Origin of the sequence: Sphingomonas sp. A2-49, from assembly GCF_025548555.1 — a bacterium.
Lineage (GTDB): Bacteria > Pseudomonadota > Alphaproteobacteria > Sphingomonadales > Sphingomonadaceae > Sphingomonas.
Genome location: NZ_JAJLPA010000001.1, coordinates 473,230 through 486,623, shown reverse-complemented (window position 1 = coordinate 486,623; position 13,394 = coordinate 473,230). Strand labels below are relative to the sequence as shown.

At 70.1% G+C, this 13,394-nt stretch carries 14 protein-coding genes and 1 tRNA gene; 7 read left to right on the top strand and 8 right to left on the bottom strand.

The genetic code is table 11. The features are described from left to right. Nucleotides 1-7 precede the first annotated feature (7 nt). The 5 genes from LPN01_RS02275 to LPN01_RS02255 form a co-directional block, all read right to left on the bottom strand. Complete coding sequence (locus LPN01_RS02275; RefSeq protein WP_410482786.1) at nt 8-508, bottom strand: GNAT family N-acetyltransferase; 501 nt, start codon at nt 506-508, stop codon at nt 8-10. 24 nt (nt 509-532) lie between these two features. Beyond that, complete coding sequence (gene pyrF / locus LPN01_RS02270) at nt 533-1,204, bottom strand: orotidine-5'-phosphate decarboxylase (RefSeq protein ID WP_262826724.1); 672 nt, start codon at nt 1,202-1,204, stop codon at nt 533-535. Next, nucleotides 1,201-1,542 carry a hypothetical protein gene (locus tag LPN01_RS02265; protein WP_262826723.1) on the bottom strand — a complete coding sequence of 114 codons (342 nt, stop codon included), beginning with the start codon at nt 1,540-1,542 and terminating at the stop codon, nt 1,201-1,203. Before LPN01_RS02265 ends, pyrF begins: the two co-directional genes overlap by 4 nt. A 77-nt stretch (nt 1,543-1,619) precedes the next feature. Beyond that, entirely contained in the window at nt 1,620-3,902 is a 2,283-nt protein-coding gene (locus LPN01_RS02260; RefSeq protein ID WP_262826722.1) for a patatin-like protein, read from the bottom strand. Nucleotides 3,903-3,924: 22 nt separating this feature from the next. Then, a complete protein-coding gene (locus LPN01_RS02255) occupies nt 3,925-4,632 on the bottom strand; it encodes an endonuclease/exonuclease/phosphatase family protein (protein ID WP_262826721.1) in 708 nt (235 codons plus the stop codon). Nucleotides 4,633-4,829: 197 nt separating this feature from the next. On the opposite strand from LPN01_RS02255, the gene LPN01_RS02250 reads away from it, so the two are divergent. Genes LPN01_RS02250 through LPN01_RS02240 form a run of 3 tightly spaced genes read left to right on the top strand, consistent with a single transcriptional unit; the run spans nt 4,830 to nt 7,328 of the window. After that, nucleotides 4,830-5,591, top strand: a complete 762-nt coding sequence (locus LPN01_RS02250) for a hypothetical protein (RefSeq protein ID WP_410482775.1) — start codon at nt 4,830-4,832, stop codon at nt 5,589-5,591. A 1-nt stretch (nt 5,592) separates the two neighbouring features. Beyond that, nucleotides 5,593-6,735, top strand: a complete 1,143-nt coding sequence (locus tag LPN01_RS02245; protein ID WP_262826720.1) for a M48 family metallopeptidase — start codon at nt 5,593-5,595, stop codon at nt 6,733-6,735. 8 nt (nt 6,736-6,743) lie between these two features. Next, entirely contained in the window at nt 6,744-7,328 is a 585-nt protein-coding gene (locus tag LPN01_RS02240; RefSeq protein ID WP_262826719.1) for a hypothetical protein, read from the top strand. Nucleotides 7,329-7,337: 9 nt separating this feature from the next. Here LPN01_RS02240 and LPN01_RS02235 read toward each other — a convergent pair. After that, nucleotides 7,338-7,413: transfer RNA gene (locus LPN01_RS02235), tRNA-Thr, on the bottom strand. A 43-nt stretch (nt 7,414-7,456) separates the two neighbouring features. Beyond that, nucleotides 7,457-8,776, bottom strand: coding sequence for a replication-associated recombination protein A (locus LPN01_RS02230; RefSeq protein WP_262826718.1), 1,320 nt, complete (start codon nt 8,774-8,776; stop codon nt 7,457-7,459). Nucleotides 8,777-8,927: 151 nt separating this feature from the next. On the opposite strand from LPN01_RS02230, the gene LPN01_RS02225 reads away from it, so the two are divergent. Continuing rightward, nucleotides 8,928-9,533 carry a PadR family transcriptional regulator gene (locus LPN01_RS02225; RefSeq protein WP_262826717.1) on the top strand — a complete coding sequence of 202 codons (606 nt, stop codon included), beginning with the start codon at nt 8,928-8,930 and terminating at the stop codon, nt 9,531-9,533. Further along, a complete protein-coding gene (locus LPN01_RS02220; protein WP_262826716.1) occupies nt 9,530-9,820 on the top strand; it encodes a DUF2218 domain-containing protein in 291 nt (96 codons plus the stop codon). The genes LPN01_RS02225 and LPN01_RS02220 overlap by 4 nt, the downstream gene beginning before the upstream one ends. A 175-nt stretch (nt 9,821-9,995) precedes the next feature. Here the strand turns inward: LPN01_RS02220 and LPN01_RS02215 are convergent, their stop codons facing one another. Continuing rightward, nucleotides 9,996-11,141 (bottom strand): glycosyltransferase family 4 protein, encoded by a 1,146-nt coding sequence (locus LPN01_RS02215; protein WP_262826715.1) that lies wholly within the window; start codon nt 11,139-11,141, stop codon nt 9,996-9,998. Between the two features lie 69 nt (nt 11,142-11,210). Between LPN01_RS02215 and LPN01_RS02210 the strand changes: the two genes are divergently transcribed. Both LPN01_RS02210 and radA read left to right on the top strand, forming a co-directional pair. Continuing rightward, nucleotides 11,211-11,909, top strand: a complete 699-nt coding sequence (locus tag LPN01_RS02210) for a glutathione S-transferase N-terminal domain-containing protein (protein ID WP_262826714.1) — start codon at nt 11,211-11,213, stop codon at nt 11,907-11,909. 64 nt (nt 11,910-11,973) lie between these two features. Next, on the top strand, nt 11,974-13,347 hold the full coding sequence (gene radA, locus LPN01_RS02205; protein WP_262826713.1) for a DNA repair protein RadA: 1,374 nt from the start codon (nt 11,974-11,976) through the stop codon (nt 13,345-13,347). Nucleotides 13,348-13,394 lie beyond the last annotated feature (47 nt).

Below are 13,394 nucleotides of genomic sequence, written 5' to 3'. Positions count from 1 at the left end.
TTTGCCGTCAGACGAGCGGCTTGGCCAGCACCGTCATGACGAGCGGCGGATCCACCGCGATCGGAAACGGCCGGACCTCGCCCGTCGGGGCGTAGCCGCGGCGCCCGTAATAGGCGATCAGTTCGGTGCGGAACGCGATCGCGGTCATCTCCATCCGCGTGCAGCCGAACACCGCGCGTGCCGCGGCTTCGGCGGCGGCGATCATCCGCGCGCCGAGTCCCGCCGCCTGCCGCTGCGGATCGATGCACAACAGGCCCAGATAGGCGATGCCGCCGCCCCGGTCGGCGACGTTGACGCAGCCGACCGGCGTGTCGGCGTCCCGGATCGTCAGCAACCGCTGCGCCGGGTCCGCGACGATGGCGGCGAGCGTCTCGCGATCGGTACGCGCACCGGACAGCAAATCGGCCTCGTGCGTCCAGCCGGCGCGCGCGCTGTCGCCGCGATAGGCCCGTTCGATGACCGCATGCACGGCCGGCAGGTCGGCGGGCGCCGCCGCACGGATCGACAGTCCGGGCATCCCGCCGTCGGTCGGCTACAGCGTCGCGCCGATCGCCCGGGCCGCGGCGTCGGGATCGTCGGCCAGCGTGATCGGGCGCCCGATCACGAGGATCGAGGCACCCGCGTCGAGGGCGGCGCGCGGGGTGACGACGCGCTTCTGGTCGCCGGCCGGCCCGTCGGCGGGACGCACGCCTGGGACGACGAAGAACCCCTTCGGCCAGGCCGCCCGCGCCGCCGCCACCTCCGCACCCGAACAGACGATGCCGTCGATCCCCGCCTCGTGCGCAAGGTCGGTCAGCCGCAGGACCTGATCGTGCGCGCTGCCGCCGATCCCGGTGGCGGCGAGGTCGCTGGCATCGAGGCTGGTCAGCATCGTCACCGCCACCACCCGCGTATGCACCGGCGCGGCGGCCTTGGCATCCTCCAGCATCGCGCGTCCGCCGCTGGCGTGCACCGTCAGGATCGCCGGTTCGATCGGGCTCAGCGCCTGCACCGCCTTGGCGACGGTGTTGGGGATGTCGTGGAGCTTGAGGTCGAGGAAGATCGGCAGGCCGAGCTCCGCCATCTCGCGCACGCCGGGCTGGCCGTGCGCGCAGAAGAATTCGAGCCCGAGCTTGATGCCGCCGATATGCGCGCGGGTGCGCGTCGCGATCGCCTTCGCCCGCGCGATATCGGGCGTGTCGATGGCGACGTAGATCGGGCTCATATCAGCCGGCCCTCGACCCGCTCGCCGGGGACCGGATCGCCCTCGCGAAGGATCGGCGTCGCGACGGGGGCGGCGGGCGCTGCGGCGAGCGTGCGGCTCTCCGCCAGCATCCGCTCGCACGAGGCCAGCCGCTGGCGCAGCCGCCAGCGCACCGTGCCGAGATACAGATAGGTCGGCAGGAACCCGACGAGGAACGTGACGAGCATCAGGAGCGGCAGGTTCACGTCCGCGATCAGATCGCCCCACAGCTTGATCTGGATGCTGGCCCAATTGCCATAGGTGAACAGCGCCGCGACGAACGCGAGCAGGAACCAGAACAGGATCTTGAGAAACTGCATGCGACACTCCCGAAGGCGGACGAGGGTAGCGGGGCAGGGGGCGGATGGCCAGAGGCACGCTCGGCGCCCCCAGCGGCTCAGCCCACCTCGACGCGCAGGCTGGCGATCAGCGCCGGGATCGCGGTCAGCCGCGGTTCCTCTTCGTCGAGGATCGCACGGAACGCCGCGCGCTTGATCGCGGCGACGCGGCCCGGCTTCATCCGCACCGTCGGCGGCAGCGTCGACACGCAGATGTCGATCATCCGTTCGGCGCCGTGCAGCCGGCCCCACAGATAGTCGTTCTCGCGATAGGCGCGGCTGAAGAAGGCGCCGAAGCTGTTGAACTGGATCCCCTTCAACGTGGCCTCGGCACCGCCCGACCGGATCGAGACCGCATCGTCTGGGGCGATCCGGTCGACCTTGATCGGATCGAATTCGTCCAGCCCCTCGCCCTGGAGCAGCGGCAGCGTCGCGGTGTCGAAGTAGGGAAAGCCCAGATAGGCGAGCAGCAGCGCCCGCCGCGTCGCCCGATCGAGCGTCGCGAACGCCTCCGCCAGCCGCCGGTCGGCGTCCGCGTCCAGTGTCGTCAGGTCCAGCGCCTGCGCCAGCGCATCGAGCAGCGGCCCCGCATCCTCGCCGCGCAACCGCCGGACCTGCTGGCGCAGCTGCGGATGGTCGTCGGCGCGCTGCCGCTCCAGATAGGCGGCGAGCGAGGCATAGATCGCGTTGCGCATGACGCTCGCCTCGGCGCCCTCCGCCTCGATCTCGCTCAGTCGCCGCGCCATCAGCCGCAGCCGGCGGATGCGGAAACCGATGTCGAACGTGCGCAGGAAGTCGATCGTCGCCGCGCTTTCCTTGCCGGCGAACGAGGGCGCGACCCCGCCGAAGCCGCGCGCGGCGATCGCCGCCTCGATCGCGGTGCGGATCCGCCGCCAGCGTTGCTGCCCCGGCTCGCCGCCGACATGGTAGAGCAGGGCGGTGATCGTCTCGACGACGCCGCTCAGCTTCAGATGGCCGTAGGCGGCATAGCTGTAGCCGGCACGCGTCGTCGCCGCAGCCTGGGCCCGGCGGCGCCATGCGATCAGCCGCGACGGCGTCGGCCGATCGAGGAACAGCGTGTGTCCGAACAGCTGGCCGATCTCCTCCTCCACCGCGGGGCGCAGCGCGGTCACGATGGCCTGCATCCGGTCGATGCGTGCGGAACGTTCGGCGATCGCCTCCAGATTGTCGCGGATCGGCTGCTGGCGTGGCAGGTCGCTGAGCGCGCCGAGGATCGTCTGGAAGAAGCCCGGCTTGTCCGCGCCCGATCCCAGCCGGATCTTGGTGCCGGGCGATGGATCGATGTAGACGAACCGACGGTCGACCTCGCGCCGAGCCGGGCGCTCCTTCAGCGCCTCGATCGCCGGGCGGAAGGGCGCGTTGGCGAGCACCGATCCGTCGATCAGCACCGCCTTGTCCGCCTGGTTCGCGGCGAACTGGCGCGGCAGCGCCCGCCGCAGGAAGCCGGCGCGTTCGGGCCAGGCGATCCCGCGCGTGCGCAGCACCTCGTCCAGCTCGCCCACGGTGAACGGCGGGAAGGCGCCGGGAAAGCTCGACGTGGCGCGCGCCGCGAAGGCGAGGTCGGGGATCGCGCCCAGCCGCCCGTCCGCCCCGTGATCGGAGAAGCCCAGCACGATGCGATGCTCCGTCTCCAGCACTTCCGGCGGCGAATTGAGGCGCAGCCGTTCGGGATGGCCCGTGAAGTCGGTGACGGTGACGAACAGGTCGAGCGGCTGGCCGTCCGGCAACAGGCGCGGACCCGTCTCGCTCGCCGCCATGGCGTCGAACGCGTCGAGCAGCATGCCGGTGAAGGTCGCGCCGCCGAACGGCGGTTCGAACCAGCGCGAGCGGACGAAGTGCGACAGCTTCGCGCGCACCTCGTCCCGCGTCGCCTCGTCGAGCGCCTCCACCTTCTCCGCGCTGCGCCCCGCGGCGACCCAGGCGAGCGGCAACGCCCACATCTTCGAAAAGCGGCTCGACGGCGCGGCGTCCGGATCGATCAGCGCCTCGACGTCGGCGGATGCCAGCCACAGGTCGGTGAGCGGCTCCAGGCTCTGCCCGGTGGTGATAGCCTGCGCCAGGAAGATGCCGTTGATGCCGCCCGCCGATGCGCCGGCGACGATGTCGGCGAGCACGCGCACGCGCAGCCCGGCCAGCGCCTCGATCTCGCCGATCAGCGCGCGATAGACGCCCTGGCTGCCGCCGTCATCGGGTTCGCCGGCGTGATAGGCGCGGCTGGCCCGGACCAGCCGCCACACCTCCTTGGTGATGCCGTGCATGTAGACGGCAAGGCTGATCCCGCCGTAGCAGACCAGCGCGAGGCGCAGCTCCTTCTCGCGCATCAGGCGGCGGGGTCCGGCGCCGTCATGCCGCGCTCAGCGATGCCCAGATCGGCAGATGGTCCGACGTCTTGCGCGCCGCCGGCGTGGCGTGGACGCCGCAATCGGCGACGGTCAGGTCCTGCGACACCATGATCCGGTCGAGTCGCCCGACCGGCCGGCGCGAATGGAAGCTGGGGCCGGTCGCGGCCATGCGATAGTCGCGGCCGAAATCGCGCAGGCACCCGGCCGCCGCGGTCCATTCGTTGAGGTCGCCCATCAGGACCGTCGGCAGGCGCCGTGTCGACGCGTCGACATGGGCGATCACGGCCGCCGCCTGTCGCCGCCGCCACAGTCCGGACAGGTCGAGGTGCATGCCGACGACACGGATGGCGCCGGCATCGGTCTCGACATCGGCCATCACCGCGCCGCGCGGTTCGAGCGAGGGCAGGTGGATCGGCCCGCGGTCGACGACCCGCGCCGATTTGCGCACGAGGATGACGTTGCCGTGCCAGCCCATCGACAGCGCCCGGATGCCGAAATCCACCGGCTTCCAGTCGCTGTGCTCCTCGATCAGGTGCGCGGGCAGGACCGGTTCGCGCGTGCCGAAGCGGCGGTCGGCCTCCTGCAGGGCGATGATATCCGCATCCAGCTCGCGCAGCACTTCCAGCACGCGCTCGGGGTTGCGCCGGCGGTCGAGGCCGATCCCCTTGTGGATGTTATAGCTGGCGACCTTGAGGGGGCGAGAAACCATTGCGACGGCGTAACGCCCGTCCGCGCGATTTGGTGCCGTCACCCGTCGCAGCATGTGCCCAGAGAACAGGTGGCACGGCGACCCGGGCGGCCGAAGTCGTGGTACAGTAATGGTCGGCGCGGCGCGGCTTGGCAGCGGACCGGTTTGTGATATCGTCGCCCGCGAATCGGATGGGGGCATCCGACGGGGGGATATTCATGGTTGCGATCGTGCGTTCGCTTCTCGCGATGCTGTTGTTGGCCCTGATCGGCGCGGGCAGTGCACAGGCGCAGGAGAAGACGGGCATCAAGCCGGGCTTTACGCTCGGTCCCGGCACCGCCCGCATCGTCTTGCTGCGCCCGTCGATAAAGGTCGGTGCGCAATCGACGGCCGGGATGTTCGAGCCCAACGCCGACTGGACGCAGCAGGCGCGCGAGAACATCGGCCGGTCGCTTGCCCGGGCGCAGGCCGGCCTCGGCAACAGGGTCGTCGACTATGTCGAGCCGGCGGGCGTCTCTGCGCCGCAACTTGCGGAATATCAGGATCTGTTCGACGCCGTCGCGCAATCGGTGATCGAATTCCAGTTCTTCCCCGGCAATCGCCTGCCCACCAAGAAGCGCAAGGGCCAGTTCGAATGGGGGCTGGGCGACGGGATCGCGCGCGTGCCCGGCCTTGCCGACGCCGATTACGCGCTGTTCGTCACGACCGAGGATCATTTCGGATCGACCGGGCGCAAGGTCTTGCAGATCTTTGCGGCGCTCGCCCGCGTTCCCGTCGTCGCCGGCGTCCACAAGGGGTTCGCCGGGCTGGTCGACCTGCGCACCGGGGAACTCGTCTGGCTCAACGCCGACCTCCAGATGGGCGGCGACGTGCGCGACGCCGAGGGCGCGGACAAGCGCGTGCGGCAATTGCTCGAAGGGTTCCCCGGCAAGCCGGCGGAACCCGCGGGCGCGGCGACGGTCGCCACCGCGGCACGCTGACGTGCTGCCGTTCCTCGTCGCGCTCGCGGCCGCCGCGGCTCCGCTGGCGGAAAGGCCGTCGCCGTTGCCGCCCTATGTCGCCGCCTACCAGCCGACGGGCGTCGACGAACGCGGCGCGTGGATGATGGCGGACGAGAGCGAGCGCCATCTGCGCGATGCGCCGGAGGTGATCCGCGATCCCGCGCTCAACGCTTATGTCCGCGGCGTGCTGTGCCGCACCGTCGGCGAGGATCGCTGCAAGGCGGTGCGGCTCTACATCCTCCACATCCCCGCCTTCAACGCGACGATGACCGCCAACGGCACGATGACGATCTGGTCCGGTGCGCTGCTGCGCCTGCGCGACGAGGCGGAGCTCGGCGCCGTGCTGGGGCATGAATTCGGTCATTTCGAGCTGCGCCATACGCTCGCGGGCTTCCGCAACCGGCGCAGCGGCAGCGACGTGATGACATGGGCGTCGGTGCTGATCGCCAACAGCACGGCGCTGCAGGTCGACATCCTCGGCGGCCTCTATCGCTTCGATCGCGAGCAGGAGCGCGCCGCCGACATGATCGGCGCACGCTATCTCGCGGCGTCTGCCTATCCGTCGTCGAGCGCCGCCGACGTCTGGGACCGGATGATGGGCGAGGCGGACGCCACCGCGATCGGCCGGCGCCGCAAGGCGGACCAGAGATACACGGCGGGGTTCTTCGCCAGCCACCCCACCAGCCTCGCGCGCGCCACCTATCTGCGCAGCTTCGCGGATGCGGTCGGCGACGGCGGGTCGGGGGAGGGCGAGCGCTATCGCGCGGCGCTGGCGCCATGGCTGCCGACCTTTCTCGCCGACCAGATGAAGTTGAACGACTTCGGCGGCAGCGAATACCTGCTCGGCCAGCTGGCGGCGACGGGCTGGAGCACGCCGCTGCTGTTCGCGCGCGGCGAACTGTACCGCGAGCGCGGCAATCCCCGCGATCTCACCAGCGCCGCCGGTTTCTATCAGGCGGCGATCGCGCGCGGCGACGCGCCGCCCGAGGCGCACCGTGGCCTCGGCCTCGCACTGCTGCGGGGGCAGCAGGTCGACGCCGGCAGGACCGCGCTGCGCGACTATCTGCGCCGCAAGCCCGATGCCGGCGATGCCGCGCTGATCTCCACCCTCGCAGCCCCATGAGGACCGCCATGTTCGTGCCCCGCTTCGCCATGTTCGCGCTGCTGATCGCCGCGCCCGCGTTCGCCGGCAACGCGCTGATCGTGCCCGGCCAGCGCATTTCGGTCGCCAAATCGGCGCTGACCGTCCAGCCCGACAGCGAATGGAATCGGCTGAGCGCCCGGCCGGGCCGCAACGCCGAAACCTGGACGCTGGACGGCGACGGCCTCAACGACCTGACCTTCTACGGCGGGATCGAGAGCGGCAAGCCGCTGTTCCGCGAGGTGTCGAAGAAGGACCGGCCGCTGCCCCGTGTCGCCGCGACGATGCTGGTCACCGACATTCCGGTGCTGCTGGAAAACAGTTATCGCATCGCGCTCGGCACCGCGACGATGGCGATCGGCACAGTCGAGCCGGCGAGCTTCGCGGGAGCGAGGGGCGTGCGCTTCACCTATGACTTCGTCCGGCAGAACGAGACGCTGCACCGTCGCGGCGAGGCACGCGGCGCGATCGTCGGCGGCCGGCTGTACCTCGTCACCTACGAGGCACCGGCGCTGCATTATTACGATCGCAGCGTGGCGGCGGCGCGTCAGGTCGCGGACAGCGCGAGATTGTGACGGAATATGTGGTGCCGGTTGCAGGAATCGAACCCGCGACCTTCGGTTTACAAAACCGCTGCTCTACCAGCTGAGCTAAACCGGCGTCGCGCCCCCATGCGACAGCTTGGCCGGCTAGTCCAGAGGGGTCAGCCGCGGCGGTCGCGGCGCAGCGCGTCCCAATGCGCCAGCCGCTCCGCCAGCCGCGCCTCGAACCCGCGGCCCGTCGGCTCGTAGAAGGTCTGCGGGGGCAGCTCGTCCGGCCAGTAATTCGCGCCGGAAAACGCGCCCTCGGCATCGTGGTCATAGGCGTAGTCGGCGCCATAGCCGATCTGTTTCATGAGCTTCGTCGGCGCGTTGAGGATGTTGGCGGGCGGCATCAGCGACCCCGTCTCCTTCGCCGTGCGCCATGCCTTTTTCTGCGCCATATAGGCGGCGTTCGATTTGGGGGCGGTGGCGAGGTACAGGCACGCCTGCGCGATCGCCAGTTCGCCCTCGGGCGATCCGAGGAAGTCGTAGGTGTCCTTGGCGGCGATGCACTGCACCAGCGCCTGCGGGTCGGCGAGGCCGATATCCTCGACCGCGGCGCGTGTCAGCCGGCGCAACAGGTAGAGCGGTTCCTCCCCCGCGGTCAGCATCCGCGCGAGATAGTAGAGCGCCGCCTGCGGGTCGGAGCCGCGGATCGATTTGTGCAGCGCGCTGATGAGATTGTAATGGCCCTCGCGGTCCTTGTCGTAGACCGCGACGCGCCGCTGGAGAAAGCGCGACAGCCCGGCAGGATCGAGCGGTTCGGGCAGGTCGACCGAAAACAACGTCTCCGCCTGGTTGAGCAGAAAGCGCCCGTCGCCGTCGGCACTGGCGATCAGCGCGTCGCGGGCAGGCGGGGTGAGCGGCAGCGGCCGCGCCTCCAGCGCCTCCGCGCGGTCCATCAGCCGTTCCAGCGCGCTGCGGCCGAGGCGTTCGAGGATCAGCACCCGCGCGCGGCTGAGCAGCGCGGCGTTGAGTTCGAACGACGGATTCTCGGTGGTCGCGCCGACGAGCGTCACCGTTCCGTCCTCGACATAGGGCAGGAAGCCGTCCTGCTGTGCGCGATTGAAGCGATGGATCTCGTCGACGAACAGCAACGTGCGCTGGCCGATGCGGGCATGATCGCGCGCCTCGGCGAACGCCTTCTTCAACTCCGCGACGCCCGAGAACACCGCCGAGATCGCCACGAAGCGCAGGTCGACCGCGGCGGCGAGCAGGCGGGCGATCGTCGTCTTGCCGGTGCCCGGCGGCCCCCACAGGATCATCGACGACAGCCGCCCGGCCGCGACCATCCGCCCGATCGCGCCGTCCGCGCCCGTCAGATGTTCCTGCCCGACGACGTCGGTCAGCACCGCCGGGCGCAGGCGGTCGGCCAGCGGGGCGTCCGGGCCGGGCACGGAAGGGGTCGGCTCCGGTTCGAGCCCGGTCAGCAGGTCTGCCATCCTGTCTAGATAGGGCGCGCGGGCGGCTGCGTCACGGCCGGAAGGTCACAAAAGCCCCACAATGAGTGCCTCGCCAAGATATATCTCAAGGCATCTTGATCGTTCGGCGACCAAGATATATCTTGAGCGCATCGAGGAAATGGAGACGACGATGTTTGGACAGATGCACGGCCGTCACGGACGGCATGGCGGCGAGCGGGGATGCGGTCCGCGCGGACCGCGGGGCGGCTGGGACCAGTTCGCCGAGGCGTTCGCCGGCCGCTGGGACGAGGCGCAGCGCGGCGGCGGCGGCCGGCGGCGCATGTTCGACGGCAGCGAGTTGCGGCTGGTGCTGCTCAGGCTGATCGCGGACGAACCGCGCCACGGCTACGAGCTCATCAAGGCGATCGAGGAACTGACCGGCGGCGCCTATGCGCCGAGCCCGGGCATGGTGTATCCGGCGCTGACGATGCTCAACGACATGGAGCTGATCGAGGAACAGGCGAGCGAAGGCGCGCGCAAGCGGTTTGCGATCACCGCGCCGGGGCAGGCCCATCTTGCCGAGCATGCCGAAGCGGTGGCGGCGCTGGTCGCGCGGCTGACCGGGCTGGGGGTGGAGCGCAACCGTGGCGATCACGCACCGGTTCGCCGCGCGATGCACAACCTGCGCCATGCCGTCCAGAACCGGGTGATGCACGGCGACCTCGACGAGGACGCGCTGTATCGCATCGTCGCGCTGATCGACGAGGCGGCGCAGAAGGTGGAGCGCCTGAAGTGAGCGTCTCGGTCGCACGCGTGCCGACCGCGTCGGCGAGCCGGTATCTCCAGCAGCTCGCCAAGCACTGGAGCCACAAGATGACGGTCGACTATACCGCCGAATCGGGACGCATCGCGTTCCCGAATGGATCGGTGCTGGAGATGAAGGCGGACAGCGAGACGCTCGACGTCGTCCTGACGGTGCCGGAAGGCGAAGACGCGGAACGGATGCGCGGCGTGGTGGCCAGCCACCTCGACCGTTTCGCGTTCCGCGAGGCACCGCTGACGTTCGACTGGCAGGCGGGATAAGGGGGACAGGACCGGTAAACGGTCAGGCTTTCTGCATGGGCGCAGGAAGAGGAGAGAGCCCCATGCACATCGTCATTCCGGACTGGCTCCGGGATCCACCGGGCGGCGAGACGGCGGGCCGATGTCTCTCCGGGGTGACGCCGAGGTGGGGGACCGTCCCGCTTGAGTGGCTGGGCTAGCCGTCGGCGTGCAGGTCCAAATAGGTGTCCAGCACGGCCTGGTTCGCGGTATCCCAGCGATAGGCGGCGGCGCGGTCGACGCCCGCCTCCGCCATCGCCGCACGCAGCGCCGGATCGGCGACGATGCGCGCGATCGCATCGGCATAGCCGGCGACGTCGGTCGGTTCGACGAGGAAGCCGGTGACGCCGTCCTCGACCAGATCGACCGCGCCGGTCGCCCGCGCCGCGACGACCGGCACGCCGGCCGCCATCGCCTCGGTCGTCACGTTGCCAAAGGTCTCGGTGATCGACGGATTGAAGAACACGTCCATCGACGCGACCGCACGGCCGAGGTCGTCCCCCGACTGGAAGCCGGCGAAGATCGCGCCGGGGGCCTGCGCGGCAAACCAGTCCTGCGCCGGCCCCTTGCCGACGACGAGCACCTTGTGCGGCACGCCGCGCCGGGTCAGTTCCTTGACGACGTCGGCGAAGACGTCGAGCCCCTTTTCCTTCACCAGCCGGCCGAGGAAGCCGATCGCGACCTCGTGATCGGCGATGCCGAGGCTGCGCCGCCACGCGAGGCTGCGGCGATCGGGGCGGAAGCGGTCGTGGTCGATGCCGCGCGACCAGATCGTGATCGGCGTGGTGACGCCCCATTCGCGCAGCAGCGCCCCCATGCTGGGGCTGGGCGGCATGACGCGATCGACCCGGTTGTAGAAGCGCGTCATGATCGCCTTGATGACCGGTTCGACGAAGCCGATGCGATAATAGCGGAAATAGGTTTCGAACCGGGTGTGGAACGAGGCGACGCTGGGGACGCCATGGCGGCGCGCCCAGCTGACCGCGCCGTGGTTCAGGAATTCGGGCGCGGAAACGTGCACGATGTTCGGCGCGAACGCCTCGAGATCGGCGCGCGTCGCGGCGGGAAGATAGCGCGCGACGCGATATTCGTCGCGTCCGCCCGGCAACGGGATCGCGGGCACCGGCACCAGATCGCCGGTCGGCGCGAAGGCGGGGCGCGCGGTGGTCGGCGAATAGATACGTACCGCGACGCCATGGTCGAGCAGATGGCGGACGAGAAGGTTCAGCGCCTGATTGGCGCCGTCGCGCGTGTAATTGTAGTTGCCACTGAACAGGGCGACACGGAGCTGGGTGGGACGCATGCTGGCGCGGCCATAGCGTCGCGAATGCGGCGTGACTATGTCGCGGGGCCCAACGACGGAGGTTTGACCGTGACCGACCTAGCCGCCTTTCCGATCGCCCGCCGCTGGCCGGCCGAACATCCCGACCGGCTGCAACTCTATTCGATGCCGACTCCCAATGGCGTCAAGGTGTCGATCATGCTGGAGGAAACCGGCCTGCCCTATGAGGCGCACCGGATCGATTTCGCGCGCGAGGACCAGAAGTCGCCGGAGTTCCTGTCGCTCAACCCCAATGGCAAGATCCCCGCGATCATCGATCCCGCCGGCCCCGGCGGCCGGCCGCTCGGCCTGTTCGAAAGCGGCGCGATCCTGCTCTACCTCGCCGACAAGACGGGGCGGTTCGTACCCGCCGATCCGGTCGGCCGCTGGCAGGCGATCCAGTGGGTGATGTTCCAGATGGGCGGCGTCGGCCCGATGTTCGGGCAGCTCGGCTTCTTCCACAAGTTCGCCGGGCGCGACTATGAGGACAAGCGGCCGCGCGACCGCTACGTCGCCGAGGCCGTGCGGTTGCTCGGCGTGATGGATGCCGCACTGGCGAAGGGGCCGTGGTTCCTTGGCGAAGACTATACGATCGCCGACATCGCGATGGTCGGCTGGGTCAACGCCCTCGTCGGCTTCTATGGCGCGGGCGACCTCGTCGGGTTCGACCGGTTCGCCAACGTGCGCGCATGGCTGGAGCGGGGTCTGGCGCGGCCGGCGGTGCAGCGCGGGTTGACGATCCCCGCCTGATCCCGCCCGGTACGCGCCAGGATTTTTGTTCCCCAATCGTTCCGACGTCGCTAGGGTGGCCGGCATGGCGAAACCCCAGAAGCGTTACGTGTGTCAGGCGTGCGGATCCGTCTCGCACCGCTGGGCGGGACAATGCGGCGATTGCGCCGAATGGAACACGCTGGTCGAGGAGACGGCGGCGGTCGTCACGCCGTTCCAGGCGAAGCACGACCTGCGTACCGGCGGCCGGTCGGTGCAGCTGGTCGGGCTCGACGCAGACATCGTCCTGCCCGAACGGATGGCGACCGGCATCGCCGAACTCGACCGCGCGCTGGGCGGCGGCTTCGTCGAGGGGTCGGCGACGCTGATCGGCGGCGATCCGGGGATCGGCAAGTCGACCTTGCTGCTGCAGGCGGCGGCGAAGCTGGCGCTGGCGGGGCGCAGTGTCGCCTATGTCTCGGGCGAGGAGGCGGCCGATCAGGTGCGGCTGCGCGCGCGCCGGCTGGGGCTTGGCAATGCGCCGGTGCAGCTGGCGGCGGCGACCTCGACGCGCGACATCCTGACGACGCTGTCGCTGGGGCCGCCGCCGGCGTTGCTGGTAATCGATTCGATTCAGACGATGCATTCCGACCTGATCGAGGGCGCGCCCGGCACCGTCAGCCAGGTGCGCGCGTCGAGCCAGGAGCTGATTCGCTTCGCCAAGGAGCGCGGCACCGCGCTGGTGCTGGTCGGCCACGTCACCAAGGACGGATCGATCGCCGGGCCGCGCGTGCTCGAACATATGGTCGATACCGTGCTGGCGTTCGAGGGCGAGCGCAGCCACCAGTATCGCATCCTGCGCGCGATCAAGAACCGGTTCGGCGGCACCGACGAGATCGGCGTCTTCTCGATGCAGAGCGAGGGGCTGGAAGAGGTCGCCAACCCGTCCGCGCTGTTCCTGACCCAGCGCGACGAGGGCGTAACCGGCACGACGGTGTTCCCCGCGCTGGAGGGGACGCGGCCGGTGCTGGTCGAAATCCAGGCGCTGGTGGTGCGGCTGGCGAGCGGCGCGACGCCGCGGCGCGCGGTCGTCGGCTGGGACAGCGGCCGGCTGGCGATGATCCTCGCCGTGCTGGAGGCGCGGTGCGGGCTCAGCTTTTCCAGTGCGGAAGTGTATCTGAACATCGCCGGCGGCTATCGCGTGCAGGATCCGGCGGCGGACATGGCGGTGGCGGCGGCGCTGGTATCGGCGCTGTCGGAACGGCCGGTACCGGTCGACGCGGTGGCGTTCGGCGAGGTCGCGCTGTCGGGCGAGGTGCGGCCGGTCGCGCACGGCGCGCTGCGGCTGAAGGAGGCGGCGAAGCTGGGGTTCGAACGCGCGCTGGTCCCCGCGGCGGTGGCGAAGGACGACAGCCCGTTGCGCCTGACGGGATTTCGGACGCTGGGGCAGTTCGTCGACCATATGCTGGGGCGGGGGTGACGTGCACCGCGGCGGCGATCTGCGCACGTGCCACTAGCGGCGGGGGC

What these genes read in the sequence shown, in the direction of transcription:
- LPN01_RS02230 (WP_262826718.1), bottom strand. Translation starts at nt 8,776, where the DNA reads ATGGCAGACCTGCTGACCGGGCTCGAACCGGAGCCGACCCCTTCCGTG.
- LPN01_RS02265 (WP_262826723.1), bottom strand. Translation starts at nt 1,542, where the DNA reads ATGCAGTTTCTCAAGATCCTGTTCTGGTTCCTGCTCGCGTTCGTCGCG.
- LPN01_RS02240 (WP_262826719.1), top strand. Translation starts at nt 6,744, where the DNA reads ATGTTCGTGCCCCGCTTCGCCATGTTCGCGCTGCTGATCGCCGCGCCC.
- LPN01_RS02260 (WP_262826722.1), bottom strand. Translation starts at nt 3,902, where the DNA reads ATGCGCGAGAAGGAGCTGCGCCTCGCGCTGGTCTGCTACGGCGGGATC.
- LPN01_RS02215 (WP_262826715.1), bottom strand. Translation starts at nt 11,141, where the DNA reads ATGCGTCCCACCCAGCTCCGTGTCGCCCTGTTCAGTGGCAACTACAAT.
- radA (WP_262826713.1), top strand. Translation starts at nt 11,974, where the DNA reads ATGGCGAAACCCCAGAAGCGTTACGTGTGTCAGGCGTGCGGATCCGTC.
- LPN01_RS02255 (WP_262826721.1), bottom strand. Translation starts at nt 4,632, where the DNA reads ATGGTTTCTCGCCCCCTCAAGGTCGCCAGCTATAACATCCACAAGGGG.
- pyrF (WP_262826724.1), bottom strand. Translation starts at nt 1,204, where the DNA reads ATGAGCCCGATCTACGTCGCCATCGACACGCCCGATATCGCGCGGGCG.
- LPN01_RS02225 (WP_262826717.1), top strand. Translation starts at nt 8,928, where the DNA reads ATGTTTGGACAGATGCACGGCCGTCACGGACGGCATGGCGGCGAGCGG.
- LPN01_RS02250 (WP_410482775.1), top strand. Translation starts at nt 4,830, where the DNA reads ATGGTTGCGATCGTGCGTTCGCTTCTCGCGATGCTGTTGTTGGCCCTG.